At 59.0% G+C, this 16,071-nt stretch carries 13 protein-coding genes; 8 read left to right on the top strand and 5 right to left on the bottom strand.

Annotation, left to right across the window (positions count from 1 at the left end; all coding sequences use genetic code 11):
• Positions 1–4: 4 nt before the first annotated feature.
• A complete protein-coding gene (locus tag AB3G35_RS18835) occupies positions 5–568 on the bottom strand; it encodes a peptidylprolyl isomerase A (protein ID WP_016781640.1) in 564 nt (187 codons plus the stop codon).
• Between the two features lie 155 nt (positions 569–723).
• The gene (locus AB3G35_RS18830) at positions 724–1,647 is read right to left on the bottom strand and encodes a LysR family transcriptional regulator (RefSeq protein ID WP_169911324.1); all 924 of its coding nucleotides are present in this window, start codon (positions 1,645–1,647) and stop codon (positions 724–726) included.
• Between the two features lie 156 nt (positions 1,648–1,803).
• Here AB3G35_RS18830 and AB3G35_RS18825 point away from each other — a divergent pair, with 156 nt between their 5' ends.
• The 5 genes from AB3G35_RS18825 (at position 1,804) to AB3G35_RS18805 (ending at position 9,850) form a co-directional block, all read left to right on the top strand.
• Positions 1,804–2,403: an FMN-dependent NADH-azoreductase gene (locus AB3G35_RS18825; protein WP_016781638.1), complete on the top strand. Its 600-nt coding sequence runs from the start codon at positions 1,804–1,806 to the stop codon at positions 2,401–2,403.
• Between the two features lie 297 nt (positions 2,404–2,700).
• Complete coding sequence (locus tag AB3G35_RS18820; RefSeq protein WP_369781926.1) at positions 2,701–7,290, top strand: hypothetical protein; 4,590 nt, start codon at positions 2,701–2,703, stop codon at positions 7,288–7,290.
• Positions 7,287–8,234: a hypothetical protein gene (locus AB3G35_RS18815; RefSeq protein WP_369781925.1), complete on the top strand. Its 948-nt coding sequence runs from the start codon at positions 7,287–7,289 to the stop codon at positions 8,232–8,234. The genes AB3G35_RS18820 and AB3G35_RS18815 overlap by 4 nt, the downstream gene beginning before the upstream one ends.
• A 153-nt stretch (positions 8,235–8,387) precedes the next feature.
• On the top strand, positions 8,388–9,248 hold the full coding sequence (locus AB3G35_RS18810) for a carboxylate/amino acid/amine transporter (protein WP_369781923.1): 861 nt from the start codon (positions 8,388–8,390) through the stop codon (positions 9,246–9,248).
• 41 nt (positions 9,249–9,289) lie between these two features.
• Positions 9,290–9,850 (top strand): RBBP9/YdeN family alpha/beta hydrolase, encoded by a 561-nt coding sequence (locus tag AB3G35_RS18805; RefSeq protein WP_369781922.1) that lies wholly within the window; start codon positions 9,290–9,292, stop codon positions 9,848–9,850.
• Between the two features lie 217 nt (positions 9,851–10,067).
• Here the strand turns inward: AB3G35_RS18805 and AB3G35_RS18800 are convergent, their stop codons facing one another.
• The gene (locus tag AB3G35_RS18800; RefSeq protein ID WP_086797958.1) at positions 10,068–11,336 is read right to left on the bottom strand and encodes a mechanosensitive ion channel family protein; all 1,269 of its coding nucleotides are present in this window, start codon (positions 11,334–11,336) and stop codon (positions 10,068–10,070) included.
• 191 nt (positions 11,337–11,527) lie between these two features.
• On the opposite strand from AB3G35_RS18800, the gene AB3G35_RS18795 reads away from it, so the two are divergent.
• On the top strand, positions 11,528–12,874 hold the full coding sequence (locus tag AB3G35_RS18795; protein WP_088377765.1) for a DEAD/DEAH box helicase: 1,347 nt from the start codon (positions 11,528–11,530) through the stop codon (positions 12,872–12,874).
• Between the two features lie 446 nt (positions 12,875–13,320).
• On the opposite strand, the gene AB3G35_RS18790 is transcribed toward AB3G35_RS18795, so the two are convergent.
• Complete coding sequence (locus AB3G35_RS18790) at positions 13,321–14,043, bottom strand: TorF family putative porin (RefSeq protein ID WP_016781633.1); 723 nt, start codon at positions 14,041–14,043, stop codon at positions 13,321–13,323.
• 194 nt (positions 14,044–14,237) lie between these two features.
• Positions 14,238–14,417 (bottom strand): hypothetical protein, encoded by a 180-nt coding sequence (locus AB3G35_RS18785; RefSeq protein WP_016781632.1) that lies wholly within the window; start codon positions 14,415–14,417, stop codon positions 14,238–14,240.
• Positions 14,418–14,775: 358 nt separating this feature from the next.
• Between AB3G35_RS18785 and AB3G35_RS18780 the strand changes: the two genes are divergently transcribed.
• Together AB3G35_RS18780 and AB3G35_RS18775 are read left to right on the top strand one after the other, a co-directional pair.
• Entirely contained in the window at positions 14,776–15,612 is an 837-nt protein-coding gene (locus tag AB3G35_RS18780; RefSeq protein WP_016781631.1) for a S1 RNA-binding domain-containing protein, read from the top strand.
• A 21-nt stretch (positions 15,613–15,633) separates the two neighbouring features.
• On the top strand, positions 15,634–16,038 hold the full coding sequence (locus tag AB3G35_RS18775) for a DUF2177 family protein (RefSeq protein ID WP_369781921.1): 405 nt from the start codon (positions 15,634–15,636) through the stop codon (positions 16,036–16,038).
• Positions 16,039–16,071 lie beyond the last annotated feature (33 nt).

Below are 16,071 nucleotides of genomic sequence, written 5' to 3'. Positions count from 1 at the left end.
CTTGTCAGTCGATGCGTTTGGCCGACTTGATCAATACCGGGTCGATTGGCACATTCTGCATGCCCTGTTTGGTGGTGGTCTGCGAGTTGACGATCTGGTCGACCACGTCCATGCCATTGACTACCTTGGCGAATACGGCATAGCCCGCGTCACGGCCCGGGTCCAGGAAGGCATTGTCGGCGACGTTGATAAAGAACTGGCTGGTGGCCGAATTGGGGTTGGAAGTGCGGGCCATCGACAGGGTGCCGCGCACGTTGTGCAGGCCGTTGCTGGCTTCGTTCTTGATCGGGTCGCGGGTCTGCTTTTGCACCATCTGCGAGGTAAAACCGCCGCCTTGCACCATAAACCCCGGGATGACACGGTGGAAAATGGTGTTGTTGTAAAAGCCGCTGTCGACATATTTAAGGAAATTGTCGCTGCTGATCGGCGCCTTGACCGGGTCCAGTTCGATTTCGATCTTGCCGAAGCTGGTGTCCAGCATGACATGTGGCGCTTTACTGGCGTCAGCCGCCATCAGGTGGGTGGCAAGCAGCAGGGCGCCAGCGGCAAGAGCAATTTTTTTAAGCATGGTTCAGTGATCCTGAAAAGTGGGGTGACTGTTCAATGCCACACGGGAAGCGGTGCATTGAACCAGTGCCCGTGCCACATCCATCAACGGTGGATGTTCACGGGCTGCGGGTGTTGGACAGGATATTCCCGAATCAGGTTCCTGCCCACTGCTGTTCACGCCTGTTGCGGAGCCGCGAAAGGCGCGTCCAGTGGCGCTGTGTCGAAAGTTTGCAACAGTTCGACAAGAATTTGTGTGGCCGGGCCCAGGGGTTTGTCCTTGTTGGCGTAGAGGAAAAACACCGGGTGACGGTTGCCGCCCTGATTGAGCGGCAACGGCTTGAGCACGCCTTCCTTGAGTTCGCGCTCGATCATGTGCCGCGGCAGCCAGGCAAAGCCCAGCCCGCTGCTCACAAACGCTGCCGCCGTGGCCAGGCTGCCGACGGTCCAGCGCTGTTCCGAGCCGAGCCAGCCCACGTCCCTTGGCTGCTGGCGGCCGGAGTCACGAATCACCACTTGTAGCTGGCTTTCCAGGTCCTGGAAGTGCAACTCGCGTTGCAGGCGGTGCAGCGGGTGGTCGGGGTGGGCCACCGCGACAAATTCCACGGTGCTCAATTCGGTACCCAGATAGCCGGGAATATTGAAACTGCTGATGGCCAGGTCAGCCACGCCTTCAAGCAGCACTTCCTCGACGCCGGACAACACCTCTTCACGCAGACGCACGCGACAGCCGCGGCTTTGCGGCATAAAGGCGGTCAGGGCACGCACCAGCCGGGCGTTGGGGTAGGCAGCGTCGACCACCAGGCGCACCTCGGCTTCCCAGCCTTGTTCCATGTGATGGGCGAGGTCTTCGAGCTGGCTGGCCTGCTTGACCAGTTGCCGCGAGCGGCGCAGCAGCACGCCGCCGGCCTCGGTCAACACCGCCTTGCGGCCGTCAATGCGCAGCAGCGGCACGCCGAGCTGTTCCTGCATGCGGGCCACGGTGTAGCTGACTGATGATTGCGAACGGTGCAGGACTTCAGCGGCTTGCGCGAAGCCGCCGTGGTCGACCACTGCCTGCAAGGTGCGCCATTGATCCAGGGTCACGCGGGGCGCTTTCACGATGAAGTCCTCAAATGTGGGGGGAGTGACAGGATACCGCTAAACAAACAGGTTTATAGATAGGTTGTAGCAGGTTATTGCGCTTTTTTATCGAGCTGATGCTCTATAACCTCTGCTTCATCGTCTTACAGTATTTACAGATGGAGCTTACCCGGCATGTCCAATGTTCTGATTATTGAAAGCAGTGCCCGCCAGCAGGGCTCGTTTTCCCGGCAGTTGACGCAACAGTTCGTCAGCCAGTGGCAGGCTGCCCACCCGGCAGATCAGGTGACCTTGCGCGACCTTGCCCTGAACCCGGTACCGCACCTCGATGCCAACCTGCTGGGTGGCTGGATGAAGCCCGAAGCACAGCGCAATGCTGACGAACAGTCTTCCCTGCAACGCTCCAATGAGCTGACCGACGAGTTGCTGGCCGCCGATGTATTGATGCTGGCGGCACCGATGTACAACTTTGCCATACCGAGCACCCTCAAAGCCTGGCTGGACCATGTGTTGCGGGCCGGAGTGACCTTCAAGTACACCGAAACCGGACCGCAGGGGCTTTTGACCGGCAAGAAAGCTTATGTTCTGACGGCGCGCGGCGGGCTATATGCGGGTAGCACCTCGGACCATCAGGAACCCTATCTGCGTCAGGTCCTGGCGTTTGTCGGCATTCACGATGTGACCTTTATCCATGCCGAAGGCATGAACCTGGGTGGCGATTTCCAGGAGAAGGGCCTGAATCAGGCCAAGGCCAGCCTGTCTGCCATCGCATAGCCTGTTAATCGACAGATAATCGCCGGCTGGCTTAATGCTTTCATTGCTCCTTCAAGCATGCGGTTCGCGCATCGAACCTCCCTTTGCACTTTCTTGAGTGCTCGTACCCGATCAGCCCAGGGCTGGATCGGGTTTTTTTTGCCTGGAGCAATGGCTGGGTGCAAGCATGCAGATGCCTTTGAGGTGCGCTACATATCTATCTTTTTACAGGCTCGCGCTCTGTTAATTTGCCCATCGGTTGTTTGGCCAGGCTCCTTGGGCGCATGGCAAAACGTCATTGATTGAGGCGGATGCACCATGTCCATTATTTCGTCCCTGCCAGAGCAGCAACTGCAAGATGAGGAGGCCGCCATTGCCGCTCATCTCGGCCGCCAGCCCACCTTCCTTGCCACCGCCAGGGATTTGTTCCGTGCCGCGTTGCAGCGGCGGTTCGCGTCTGTCACCCAGGCGTTTGACCTGGACGCACTGCATGTCACCGATTATCGCCTGGAGTGGAATCAAGACCGCACGGCGCACATCGCCACCCCTGTGACCTCCCGCAGTCTGGCTGACGAGTTGACACGGTATCTGGCCAGCCGCGAACTGCCGGTCTATGAGGGGCATGTCGGGATCTTCGACCAGGCGGCCAGCATCGGCCACCTGGGTACCCGTCTGGCAGGCAGCGACAGCATGGCCAGCGAACTGGCGGCCCTGTTGCAGGACGTGGGGGTCAGGGCCTACCCGAATTATCCGCTGCAGCTAGCGGCCTTTTACGAGGCGCCGGCGCAGGTGCTCGGGCTGACGCAGGGCGCCGACAACCGCGATGGCCGTGACTTGCCGCTCAAGGTGTGGCTGGCAGAACGAATGGCCCGGCAAAGACGCGCAGAGGCAAACCTGCGCACAAGCGATGGCACCTTGACGGTCGAGGGCGCGGCCATGATCCGGTGGGTAGCAGGGGGATTGCTCGATGCCGGCGTAACCGAGGAGCCCGGGGTTTTCGAGCTGACACTGCGGGTACCGACCGTCGAGGCTCGGGTCTCAGGATGCCTGGTTCTCACCCGTAGCCCCCGTGACTTGCCGGCCCAAAGCCCGGCAGGGGTGATCTTGCTGATGGCAGGGCAGGGCCTGATCGAATTCTCCTCGGGGGGTGAGTTCAACCAATACCTGGCTCGCTGGTTGAGCGACCTGCAAAGCCATCCCTGGTTATGGGCCACAATCGCTTTAAACCACCGCCAGGCTGTGCTGGCTCACTCCCCCCGTGCGCTTGTGGACTACCCGGGTGTTGCCAGCAGCGAGGCTTTTACCCGTTGCCTGGCATCGCTGCTCAGTTGGCAGCAGGACAGTTGCCAGCACCTGACTCGGTCTGGCCGCGTAGAACCGTTGTATCTGGAGCAGGCTATCAATCTGCGCGCAAGGTTGCGTGTCGGCCAGCTGCTGCAGGTGCGGCAGCTGGCCTTGCAGGCACAGCGCAGCGCCGGGCCGCGCAGGACCGCAGCCATTAATGAAGGGCTGGTGCAGGCGTTCCCTGACCTCCAGTCACTGGTTTCGCCCTTCGACATGGACAGGCTTGAACTCAGGGGGTACCGGGATGACAGCGCGGTCACCGACCTGTCCTCAAGCACCCGTCATTCCGGGCAATGGCAACGGGTCAGTTCCAGGCCGCTCGGGGCTGTGTTGCGAGAACTGCTGGTTGATCCCCGGGTGTTCAATCTTGCTGCCGACATTGAGCGCCTGTGCATCGGTGCAGCCGACAGCGATAATTGCATTGAAATCACGCTACAGGCCTTTCGTGACAATGCACTGGCTGTTTTAAGGCCGTTGCGGTATGTCGCTGTGGAGTGCCAACTGCCGGTAACCCCGACGGCCCTGCCTGAACCACCGGTAAACCCCTTCAAGCAGCAGGCGCAGGCCACCCTGGCTGATTTTCGGGCAATGGCTGCAATGTTGCAGGCGGCCCCTGTGGCTTCTTCGTTCAGGTTGCGGCCAAGCCCGCACTCTGCGCTGCAGGGCGCCATCAGCGAAGTGGTGCGCCAGTTCGGGTTGCTGGCGCACGAGTTGCGCGGGCAGGCAGCGAGTGTGCTGTATCAGCGTCTGCCGCTTGCCGCGACATTGCCCGCGAGGCTGCGCAGGCAGTTGGAAACTTGTTTGCATAGCGACCGGCAAGCCGTTCTGTTTGATTACGGTGAGTCGGTGACTCTGGCGGAGATGCTGGACTTTTACTGCATCATTGCGGCTGAACCGCTAACGGCGCCTGCCAGGCGGCAAGCACTCAATGACCTTGAAGAACAGTACGCCGTGCGTGCCTTGGGCATGGAAAACGCAACGCCGTTACTTGACAGCCTGCTGGGTGCCGACCAGGAGCGGGCGTTGCTCGGTGCCGTAAACGCTTGTATTGCAACCCTGCAACCCTTGCCGGGGGTAAACCCTTTGCCGCCTCTGGAAGTGCTGGGGCATTACCTGCCCGGGTTTGACCCTGGCGGATTGGCGCACACCAGGCCGACCGTGGCGCTGCAACAACTGCTCACTTCAGGGCAGGGGCAGTGGCTTGGCCAGCAGTTGCTCAAGGCGTCAGGTTGGCATGGCGCCGCCGATGGCGAGGCTGCCCCGGCGACCCTGAACGCCCAGTTGGCCTGGAAGGCCCTTGTGCTGCGTTATTCCCAGGCAGGTACAACAGCTGGCTACGACCTGAACGCCAATCGTTTGTGGGGTAAAAGCTATGCCTGGATCCGCAGCGACTTCGAGCACTACCTGCTGACCTCGCGACAAGCCACTTCGCCGGCGTTTGCCGCGCTGCTGGCGCGTTTGCTGCGCCCGAGCATGCCCGCGGATTTCAGCGTGCGCGACATTCCGGTCGAGCTGATCTACGGTTCGGCCAGTTGGGTCAACTTTCGGCATGGGGCCGAGCTTGCACATGTGATTGAGCCAGGCTCGCCCCAGCGCATGACTTTTCAACAGGTCATCACGTTGCCAGGCCAGCAGGCGGCTGGCCTGGCAGGGCAGCAGAGCGTGGCGCGGGAAAAGTCGGCGGCCATGCTTTCCCTGCGACTACCACCGCTCATGACCTGGGCAGCCCTTCATGGCGTTGTGCCTGAAATGCCCTTGAGTGCTTACACCAGCGAGCAAATCCAGCAAGCCGCCAAGGCGCTGGATGTCTTTGAGCAGACAGTGCTCAAAGCGGCCAACGATCTGTTCGAGGTTCCCCCCGCCAGACTGCAGATGGCCAGGGCTGAGCTGTTGAAACACGGCATCAGCCCCGAACAACGCGTGTACACGGCGCAGAGGGGGAGTGTGCCCCTGTTTGAGCTGTATGCCGTGGGCAAGCATCTGGAGGTGGATTTTGAACCGCATACGGCAACCACCCTGCCAAGCACCGAAACGCTAAGGGCCCGGGCTGCACTGCTGGCCCGGCTTGGACGCTTGCAGGTGAATATCGAGCGCGAGTTCAGCCGTCGCTACGATGCCCATGAGGCAGCGCTCGTATCTGCACAACAAGCAGTGGTGAGGTTCTTGCTGGACAGCCTGCCCCCGCAACAGCGTCAGGATATCGAGTACAGCGCTGTCAGAGTGCTGCGCGTGAGGACAGAAAGTCGTGGCAGCGTCGCTGAAGAGACCACGAGCCTCATGGATTCTCTGATGCTGCGCCAGGGTTTTATCCTGCAAGTGTGCAAGCCCGGTGATTGCGATATCTATGAGGTATTTCCGCGAGCCTTGCACATTCAGCAAAGCCCCGGGCTCAAGCCATTGTTGATTGGCGGAGTGATTGGTCCCAAACAAACGGGCCTGCATAGCTGGATCCATCGCTATCGGCATGGGGCGATTTTGCAACTTGACGAAAACGCCTACCGAACAGGGCAAAAACCGCGGCCCCATGCACTCTCAAGCTCCAGGCTGATTGTCGAAGAGCTGGGCAGCTTGCCTGCAGCGGGCCAACCCGGCAGTACGCTGCCCAATACGTTTTGTTCCGCGCGCAGCAAGCAGATTGCCATGTTGGCCCCTCTCTATATCGACAGGGATCAGGCCCGCGCGGCAGCCCGGGGCGTGACGGCGTTTGACCATGCTCACCCGGCCGTGCTGCTGCTAAAGTCGATTACCCCGTTCTGGGGGACTTTTGACGACCTGCTGTCTGGCGACCAGAAACGCATGGCAGAGGGAAGGCAGGGGCTGGTTTTCGACCTGCTGTTTTTCCTGCCCGTGGCCCGGTTTGTCGGTGGCGCGGTACGCATCCTGAAAACAGCCGGAAAACTGGGTTTCAAGCCAGCGCTGCCACGGCTGGGAAGGCTCACCAGAACTTTGCTGGTGGCTCTGGCGCAAGAACTCAACCCGGCCGACGGCTTGTCCCAGTTGCTCAAATGGGGCCGCATCAAGGTTTTGATGGGCGGCCGCTGCCTGGCCAGCCGGGGACTGGAGCACTTCAAGCAGGCCGCCAGGCGCTCAAGTGTGGTCCGCTACGACACTCGCCGCGGGCTGGTGACGGTCGATGACCCCGCGCTGTGGAAGTCACCGCCGCCAGGTGATCAGCTACGCAGGGTCAACGGCATCGACAATGTGCCGGTGCGCAACACGGGCAGCGCGGATGCCCCACGTTACCACCTGCTCGATCCTGTTTCCGGCCTGCCCTATGGGCCGCAGCTGGCATCGAGGGTGCGGGTTGTGCGCTTCAACCAGCAAAGGTATGTCGTGCCCGCCAGCCCTGACTTGCCTGATGGCTATTACAGGCTGCGAATCAGCAACCCTGACAACCCGTCGCAACTGCTCAGCAGCGGGCTGATTGCCAAACCCGATGCCGGAGCGGGGGGCTCTGGAGAAGAAGAGGGATCAGGGGCGGGGGTAAGGAGTCATTTGAAACTGGCACTTTACACACCTGGGCCCTGCCGGGTCACGGTGGCCAGGCCACGTTGGCCGACATGAACGCCTACACACGCAGTGATATCTCGTTGCCGGGGCTGGTGCCAGGTCCGGCACCCGGTGTTTACACGCACAATAGCCGGTCCTGGATAACGGCTGGCGAGCCGCCGCAGGTGTATGAAGTGGTGCAGATCAGAAACAGGTTTTGGCAGTTGCATGCCGATGGTGAACAACCTGGCCCTTTTGTGACTTTTCGCCCCGTCCAGGACCTGGCCTCAGGTGTGTGGGAAATAGATCCCGGGATCCGCCTGCAGCCCAGGCCAAGGTCAAAATGGCAAGGCGGGGCCGAGGCCATGTTTGTTCCGGATCCCGAGGGGCCGCAGTTTTACCGCAACCTCAACAACCTGCCGGCGGCTACACCCTGGCAGGTTGAAAGGGCTATCGACTTCAAACGCATCGAGCAGCAGATCCATACCCAATGGCACGTCAAACTGGAAGGGATCAGGGTGATTTCGACAACGGGCAATGATCTGGCAGGGAAAATGGATATTCCCTACGATTCATCCTCTGCCAAAGCCAATCCGGTAGCCTGGACCTCGCCCCAAGGGCACATTTATATCGCCACGGATCATCCGGATTTCGTGGTCAATGGGCTGGTCGATACCGACAAGGTGCGCTCCACGGTGGTACATGAGTATGTGCATGCGGCCTCCCACCGTCATATTGGGTTGCAAGCTGTGTCTGGTGCCGAGGTCAATTATGACGAATGCCTGGTGGACTACTTTGCACAGAAGCTTTACACGCAGATCTATCCGGATCGCCCCTACAAAAGTAGTTACTTCAGCCAGGACGGCACCCTCTGGCATGGCCAGTTGGCGCCCTTTATGACACAAAATGCCAGCATGAGCCTCGAGGATATCCAGCAGGCACTCTTTCATAACCCGGGGCTGTTTCGTCCGTTGAGTGCCGATGCGTTGCAGGCGTGGAAGCGCCTGACGGATTTCTAACCCGGGTTGGTCGCTTGGCCAATCGCCTTTAAACAGGCGACATTGCCAAGCCAGCATTTTACTTCCCCGGCAAACCGGCTAAGGTCGCGCATTCCTTCGGGCTCGCTGCGGCGTGATCGAACAGGCGACCAAGGTTTTTTGAGCGAGAGATACATGGGCTATCTGTTATTTGTCACCCTGATCCAGGCGTTTTCCTTCAGTTTGATTGGCGAGTATCTGGCGGGGCACGTCGACAGTTACTTTGCAGTACTGGTGCGAGTGGTGCTGGCGGGGCTGGTGTTTATCCCGCTGACGCGCTGGCGTCAGGTCGAACCCGGTTTCATGCGCGGCATGTTATTGATCGGGGCGCTGCAGTTCGGCATTACCTACGTCTGCCTGTACTTGAGTTTTCGGGTGCTTACGGTGCCGGAGGTGTTGTTGTTCACCATTCTGACACCGCTGCATGTGACCCTGATCGAGGATGCCCTTAACCGTCGGTTCAACCCCTGGGCCCTGGTCGCCGCGCTGGTGGCCGTGGCGGGTGCTGCAGTGATTCGGTTTGACAGTATCAGCCCGGATTTCTTCAAAGGTTTTCTGCTGCTGCAACTGGCCAACTTCACCTATGCCGCCGGGCAGGTCTTGTACCGCCGTCTGGTGGCGCGCTACCCGAGCGACTTGCCCCATTACCGGCGGTTCGGTTTCTTTTACCTTGGCGCGCTGGCGGTGGTGCTGCCGGCATTCTTGTTGTTCGGCAAGGCCAACTTTCTGCCCGAGGCCCCTCTGCAGTGGGGGGGGCTGGTGTTTCTGGGCCTGGTGTCCACCGCGTTGGGGCTTTATTGGTGGAACAAGGGCGCCTGCCTGGTCAGCGGCGGCACCCTGGCGGTGATGAACAATTTGCATGTGCCGGTGGGCTTGCTGCTCAACCTTCTGATCTGGAACCAGCATGAACCGTTGGGGCGACTGTTCATCGGTGGGCTGGTGATTGTGTTTGCTGTCTGGATCAGTCGCCTAGACCGCAGGCCCGTGACGGTCTAAGGTCAACCTCAGTCCATCTATCGCCGTAAGGGAGAGTCGGAATGACAGTCAGGGTGTTGATCTTGCCGGGCCTGTTCAATTCAGGAGCAGAACACTGGCAATCTCACTGGGAGCAGCGCTACAGCGGTTTGCACCGGGTCAAGCAGGAAGATTGGCAAAACCCGGTCTGTACTGACTGGGTGCAGAACCTGCAAAAAAAAATCACCAAGAGCGAGCGCCCTGTGGTGCTGGTTGGCCATAGTCTGGCGTGTTCGTTGATTGCTCGATGGGCGCAGCAACACCCCAAAGAGGCCCGGCGTGTGCGTGGGGCGCTGTTGGTGGCGCCCAGTGATACCGAGGCCGACAGTTACCCGGCCGGTACCACAGGCTTTAGCCCCATGCCGCTTGAGCCCCTGCCATTTGATGCCATCACCGTGGCCAGTACCAACGACCCCTATGTTACCCCTGAGCGGGCCGAGGCCTTCAGCCAGGCCTGGGGCAGTGAGCTGGTATGGCTGGAAAATGCCGGGCATATCAATGACGAAGGCGGGTTTGGCGCCTGGCCGCAGGGGATCGAGTTGTTGTTCAAACTCACCGGTGATCCGCAGTTCAAGCAAACTTGAACCTGTAGCCGCCCGTAGCAGCTGCCGTAGGAACGAGGCTGCGTCCGGCGTGATGCGGCACCCCGACGAAGCCGTCGTCAAACCAGAGCACTCAGTATCGCGGATACACCGAGTTGCCTGATTTGCGACGGCTTCGTCGGGGGGGGGCGCATCACGCCGGACGCAGCCTTCGGCAGCTGCTACGCATCCCGTACCCTTCAGCCGCCGACGAGGCACATCACTCTTCGATCGGTATTCTGTTGAACAGCCCTTTGCGCAGGTCATTGCCGCTGGGTTGCTGGTATACGCTGAGCCCGAACTCAGGCAGCACGGACAGCAGGTAGTCAAAGATATCGCCCTGAATGCGCTCGTATTCGTCCCACACCGTGGTCCGGGTAAAGCAGTACACCTCCAGTGGCACGCCTTGAGGCGTGGTTTGCAGCTGGCGCACCATGCAGGTCATGTTCGGCTGGATATCGGCATGGCTTTTCAGGTAGGCAAGGGCATAAGCACGGAAGGTGCCGATATTGGTCATGCGCCGACGGTTGGCGGACATGGCTGCCACGTTGCCCTGGGCTTCATTCCAGCTTTTGAGTTCGGCTTGCTTGCGATGCAGGTAGTCGCTCAGCAAGCGTACCCCTTCCAGACGCTGCTCCTGCTCATCGGTCAGGAACGCGACATCGCTGGCATCAATAAACAGGCTGCGCTTGATCCGGCGTCCGCCGGACTGCTGCATGCCGCGCCAGTTCTTGAACGACTCGGACATCAGGCGCCAAGTCGGAATCGAGACAATGGTCTTGTCGAAATTCTGCACCTTGACGGTGTGCAGGGTGATATCGATTACATCACCGTCGGCACCCACCTGCGGCATCTCGATCCAGTCGCCGACTCGCAGCAAGTCGTTGCTGGTCAATTGCACGCTGGCCACAAACGACAGCAGGGTGTCCTTGTAGACCAACAAAATGACTGCCGACATGGCCCCCAGACCCGACAGTAGCAGCATCGGCGAGCGGTCGATCAGTGTGGCGACAATGATGATGGCCGAGAACACATACAGCAGCATTTTCGTCAGCTGAATGTAACCCTTGATCGGCCGGGTCTTGGCGTAATTGGTGCGCGAATAGATATCGAGCAAGGCGTCCAGCAGCGAGCTGATGACGCGGGTAAGGACAAAAATGGTAATGGCCAGCGCCAGGTTGCCGAGGAAGTGGCGACCGTTGTCGCTCATGTCCGGCACCAGATTGCGCCCGAACTGCACCATCAACGAGGGGGTCAGTTGGGCCAGGCGATGGAACACCTTGTGTTCGCGTAAGTCATTGATCCAGTGCAGGGCCGGTTGGCGGCCGAGCATTTTGGTCACGCGCAGGACAATGATGCGAGCGATATGACCGGCCAGCAGGGCGACGCCCACCAGAACGATCAGGCCGAGCATGGCCGAGACCCACGGATGTTGGTCCAGGTTGGCCCACAAGTCCTGGATTTGGCTCCAGAGAGGTTGAGTATCCATAAGCTAAAACGATATCCGGTAATAAATGGCTATGGGATTAGAGCACTTCAGGGTGATTTGTGGGCCTTGATTGGACTAAAGACCCTAAAAAACCATTTGTTTCATGCCGTTCGTGCAAAGTAACTCGGCCTTGGCGCTCGAAACCGTTACTCTATGCCGCTGATTTTTTGTATTTCTTCGAGGTAGCACCCGTGTTTTCCGATTTCGCCCTGCACGAACGCCTGCTTAAAGCTGTGGCCGAGCTTAAATTTGTCGAGCCTACGCCTGTGCAAGCAGCGGCCATTCCGCTCGCGCTCGAAGGGCGTGACCTGCGGGTTACAGCTCAAACCGGGAGTGGCAAGACGGCCGCTTTCGTTCTGCCGATTCTCAATCGCCTGATTGGTCCGGCCAAAATCCGCGTCAGCATCAAGGCATTGATCCTGCTGCCGACCCGCGAGCTGGCCCAGCAAACGCTGAAGGAAGTTGAGCGTTTTTCGCAGTTCACGTTCATCAAGTCCGGCCTGATCACCGGCGGTGAAGACTTCAAGGTCCAGGCCGCCATGCTGCGCAAGGTGCCGGATATCCTGATCGGCACCCCGGGCCGTTTGCTGGAGCAACTCAACGCTGGCAACCTCGACCTCAAAGAAGTTGAAGTGCTGGTGCTCGACGAAGCCGACCGCATGCTCGACATGGGTTTCTCCGAAGACGTACAGCGTCTGGTCGATGAATGCCCGAATCGTCAGCAAACCATGTTGTTCTCGGCCACCACCGGTGGTTCGGGCCTGCGTGAAATGATCGGCAAGGTCCTGAACAACCCGGAGCACTTGCAGCTCAACCAGGTCAGCCAGCTGAACGCCACCACGCGTCAGCAGATCATTACCGCGGACCACAACCAGCACAAAGAGCAGATCGTTAACTGGCTGCTGGCCAACGAGACTTATCAAAAAGCCATTGTTTTCACCAATACTCGCGCCATGGCCGACCGTATCTACGGTCGTCTGGTGGCTCAGGAGTACAAGGCGTTCGTCTTGCACGGTGAAAAAGACCAGAAGGACCGCAAGCTGGCGATCGATCGCCTGAAGCAGGGCGGCGTCAAGATTCTGGTTGCCACCGACGTTGCGGCCCGTGGCCTGGACGTTGAAGGCCTGGATCTGGTGATCAACTTCGATATGCCACGCAGCGGCGACGAATACGTTCACCGTATCGGCCGTACTGGCCGTGCAGGCAATGATGGCCTGGCGATCTCGCTGATCTGCCACGGTGACTGGAACCTGATGTCCAGCATTGAGCGCTACCTGAAGCAAAGCTTCGAGCGTCGCACGATCAAGGAAGTCAAAGGTACTTACGGCGGCCCGAAAAACGTCAAGGCTTCGGGTAAAGCGGTTGGTGTGAAGAAGAAAAAGACCGACGCCAAGGGCGTCAAGAAGAAGTCGGGCGCCAAGGCACCGACCAAGCGCAAGATTGCCAACCGCCCGAAGACCGACGCCCTGTCGCTGGTCAGCAAGGACGGCATGGCACCGCTCAAGCGCCGCAAGCCAGAAGCACCAGCCGCTGAGTAAAGCGCTGGCGTGACTCACAAAAAACCCGGCCTGTGCCGGGTTTTTTGTTGCCTGAAACGCCGCAGATTTTGTGAGTGCCGCATTGTCTGTGGGAGCTGGCTTGCCTGCGATGTATGCACCGTGGTGTGACTGGGAAGCCGCGCCGTCTGAATCGCGAGCAAGCCCGCTCCCACAGGGATTGTCGTCGGCTGCAGATTTTGTGAGTGCCGCATTGTCTGTGGGAGCTGGCTTGCCTGCGATGGCGTCACCGTGGTGTGACTGGGAAGCCGCGTCGTCTACATCGCGAGCAAGCCCGCTCCCACAGGGATTGTCGTCGGCCGCAGATTTTGTGAGTGCCGCATTATCTGTGGGAGCTAGCTTGCCTGCGATGTATGCACCGTGGTGTAACTGGGAAGCCGCGCCGCCTGCATCGCGAGCAAGCCCGCTCCCACAAAACCGCAGGCGGTTCAGTAGAACGTCCGCTCGGCCTTAAATGTCAGCAAGCCATCACACTGGGTGTTTTGCCCGGAGTAGGCGGAGCAGTCGGTGCCGTCCAGGCTGGAGTCGCTATAGATGACATTCAGGTCGATGCCCATCCAGGCTCGCGAGAACTTGATCGACCAGTCATTGAAGGCGCGCACGCTGCCGCCCTCGGCAATGGACACGGGTGTGCCCAGCTGATGAGTGGTGTATTTCATGCTCACGCCGATGCCAAATGGCTGGTTGACGCCAAGGTCGGCAAACAGGGTGCTGTCGCGGCGGTCCGGGTCGTTGCTGAAGGCGGCGCCAAAGCGCGTGCCCAGCACCGTGAGGCCGGCAAAGATCTGCTGGCTGTCCAGTGAGTCGACTTTGGGGTAGCTGTAGTGAATCAGCCCCAGCTCATAGCTCAAGGTCTGGTCGAAGGGGTGTTTGTAGCCCAGGTAGGAATCTACTTCCAGGTTGCTGCCGGGTTTGATCCCCATCGTGGGCGCCCATTGCCCGACATACCAGCCACTGTCGTGGGTCAGGTCCAGGCCCCCATGAAAGGTCGAGCCTGCGCTTGTGGGCTTGACCAGGCCCTGCGCCATGCTGCGGCTGGGCTGGGTAGCCAGCTTGAGGTCGAAATCGCCCAGTTCGCGGGAGAACACCTGAGCATCCGCAATGGCGCTGGTCAGCAGCGTGCCGGCCAGCAATACCGCCCGTGTGAGCATGATCGGCTCCCTATATGGGCTCAAAGGCTTGATTCAGAGCCTTCGGAGCATACGCAGGAATAGCGGCAACAAAATGCCGTTCGTCGATTTATCGATGCGAATCAGTGGCAACGCAGGGGAACATGGGGGATAAATCGAGAGTCCTAGCGCCTTGAAGGGCAAAGCGCATTAGGACCAGATGACGCGAGGGGGTGTTACTTTTTGCCGAGCGTGATCTGCTTGGACGGGCCAAAAGTTTGGCCGCTGACGCCTTTGCTGATTTGCTGAATCTCGCCACCGGATTTCAGGAATGCTTCGATTTGAGCATTGATGGAATCACTGGTTTCAACAGCGGGAGCTGGCTTTGCTTTGCTGGCGGATGCTTTTACACGCATGGCGGCTATTGACCTGTAGAAAATAACTTGGCCAGCGATAGTACCTGAAATACTTGACAATTGCTTGTTAAATATCTTCGTAAAATAATAGGGGCGCGTTGCCGTACTGCCCAATCAGTTGCATAAAGATCCGCTAACTCGCTGTTTTAATTCATAACAGGGGAGGGTTTTGCAGTGCATTCAGAGGTTCGCAGGTGCGCGGCATGTTCCCTCCAGGCTGACGAATGGCACCCAAGGGGTGGGGGAAAATCCTGATAAATCAAACCTTTCGCAGATTTTTTGGATGCGGGGCTGCGGCGCTCCAATTTGCCCCCTTAAACTCGGGTAGAATGCCGCTTACGTAATGAGGGTATTGGACATGGCTTTAATCGGTCGCTACAACAGTTTGCAAGTGGTTAAACATACAAACTTCGGTTTGTATCTGGACGGAGGGGCTGACGGTGAAATCCTGTTGCCCAACCGTTATATTCCAAAAGATATTCCCAGCGAAGATGAAGACTGGCTCAACGTCTTTGTTTATTTGGACAGTGCTGACAAGTTAATTGCCACCACTGAAAAACCAAAAGTTCAAGTCGGTGAATTTGCCAGTTTGAAAGTGGTTGAAGTTAACAGCATCGGTGTGTTCCTGGATTGGGGCCTGCCAAAAGATCTGCTGTTGCCGTATTCCGAAGAAAAACGCCAAATGACCGCCGGCGAATACGTCGTGGTGCATGTCTACCTCGACAAGCACACCCGCCGCATTACCGCGACTGCCCGTCTGGACCGTTACCTGGACAAGACTCCGGCCAATTACCAGGTCGGCCAGGAAGTTGATCTGTTGGTGGCCGAGGCCACGGACATGGGCTTTAAAGCCGTGATCAACAACAAGCACTGGGGCTTGATCCACAAGAATGAAATCTTCAAGTTCATGCGTGCGGGCAAGCAGGAAAAGGGCTACATCAAGGAAATCCGTGCTGACGGCAAGATCAGCCTGAGCTTGCAGCCAGTTGGCCAGGAAGCCGCCAGCAGCCTGAACTCCAAGATCCTCAGCAAGTTGCGCGACAACAACGGTGTGCTGGCGGTCAGCGACAAAAGTGCCCCGGAAGTGATCAGCACCCATTTTGGCGTGAGCAAGGGCAACTTCAAGAAAGCCATTGGCGCGCTGTACAAGGAAGGCAAGATTGCGATCCACCCGGACCGCATCGAACTGATCTGACCCAAGGCGAGGGCTGGCGACATGAGCAAGGCAGTGTGGGCGTATATCGGTGCGTTACTGGCTTTTCTGGTGCTCGACGGCATGTGGCTGGGCGTGCTCATGGGCTCTACCTACAAAGAGCTGTTGGGCCCGCTGATGCTGGTTCAACCCAAGTGGGGCCCGGCCATCGTGTTTTACCTGCTGTATGTGCTGGGTGTGGTGTTCTTTGTGGTATTGCCGGCCCTTGCCCGGGCCAGTGCGCGCAGGGCGGCGCTGGCGGGTGCGCTGTTCGGGCTGGTGGCCTATGGCACCTATGACATGACCAACTGGGCCACGCTGCAAGGCTGGTCGGCCCAGTTGGCGTTGATGGACATGGCCTGGGGCGGGTTATTGACCTGTCTTGCAGCCCTGTCGGGTTATTGGGCGGCACGCAAGCTGGCGTCCTGATTGTCTTTCTGCAACTGACAAGCACTGCGTTGT

Source organism: Pseudomonas sp. WC2401, assembly GCF_041200115.1.
Lineage (GTDB): Bacteria > Pseudomonadota > Gammaproteobacteria > Pseudomonadales > Pseudomonadaceae > Aquipseudomonas > Aquipseudomonas fragi.
This window is presented reverse-complemented; position numbering and strand designations above follow the sequence as displayed.

Coding starts and splice junctions, on each gene's coding strand:
- AB3G35_RS18780 (WP_016781631.1), top strand. CDS start 14,776: ATGGCTTTAATCGGTCGCTACAACAGTTTGCAAGTGGTTAAACATACA.
- AB3G35_RS18815 (WP_369781925.1), top strand. CDS start 7,287: ATGAACGCCTACACACGCAGTGATATCTCGTTGCCGGGGCTGGTGCCA.
- AB3G35_RS18810 (WP_369781923.1), top strand. CDS start 8,388: ATGGGCTATCTGTTATTTGTCACCCTGATCCAGGCGTTTTCCTTCAGT.
- AB3G35_RS18820 (WP_369781926.1), top strand. CDS start 2,701: ATGTCCATTATTTCGTCCCTGCCAGAGCAGCAACTGCAAGATGAGGAG.
- AB3G35_RS18835 (WP_016781640.1), bottom strand. CDS start 568: ATGCTTAAAAAAATTGCTCTTGCCGCTGGCGCCCTGCTGCTTGCCACC.
- AB3G35_RS18825 (WP_016781638.1), top strand. CDS start 1,804: ATGTCCAATGTTCTGATTATTGAAAGCAGTGCCCGCCAGCAGGGCTCG.
- AB3G35_RS18790 (WP_016781633.1), bottom strand. CDS start 14,043: ATGCTCACACGGGCGGTATTGCTGGCCGGCACGCTGCTGACCAGCGCC.
- AB3G35_RS18800 (WP_086797958.1), bottom strand. CDS start 11,336: ATGGATACTCAACCTCTCTGGAGCCAAATCCAGGACTTGTGGGCCAAC.
- AB3G35_RS18775 (WP_369781921.1), top strand. CDS start 15,634: ATGAGCAAGGCAGTGTGGGCGTATATCGGTGCGTTACTGGCTTTTCTG.
- AB3G35_RS18805 (WP_369781922.1), top strand. CDS start 9,290: ATGACAGTCAGGGTGTTGATCTTGCCGGGCCTGTTCAATTCAGGAGCA.
- AB3G35_RS18785 (WP_016781632.1), bottom strand. CDS start 14,417: ATGCGTGTAAAAGCATCCGCCAGCAAAGCAAAGCCAGCTCCCGCTGTT.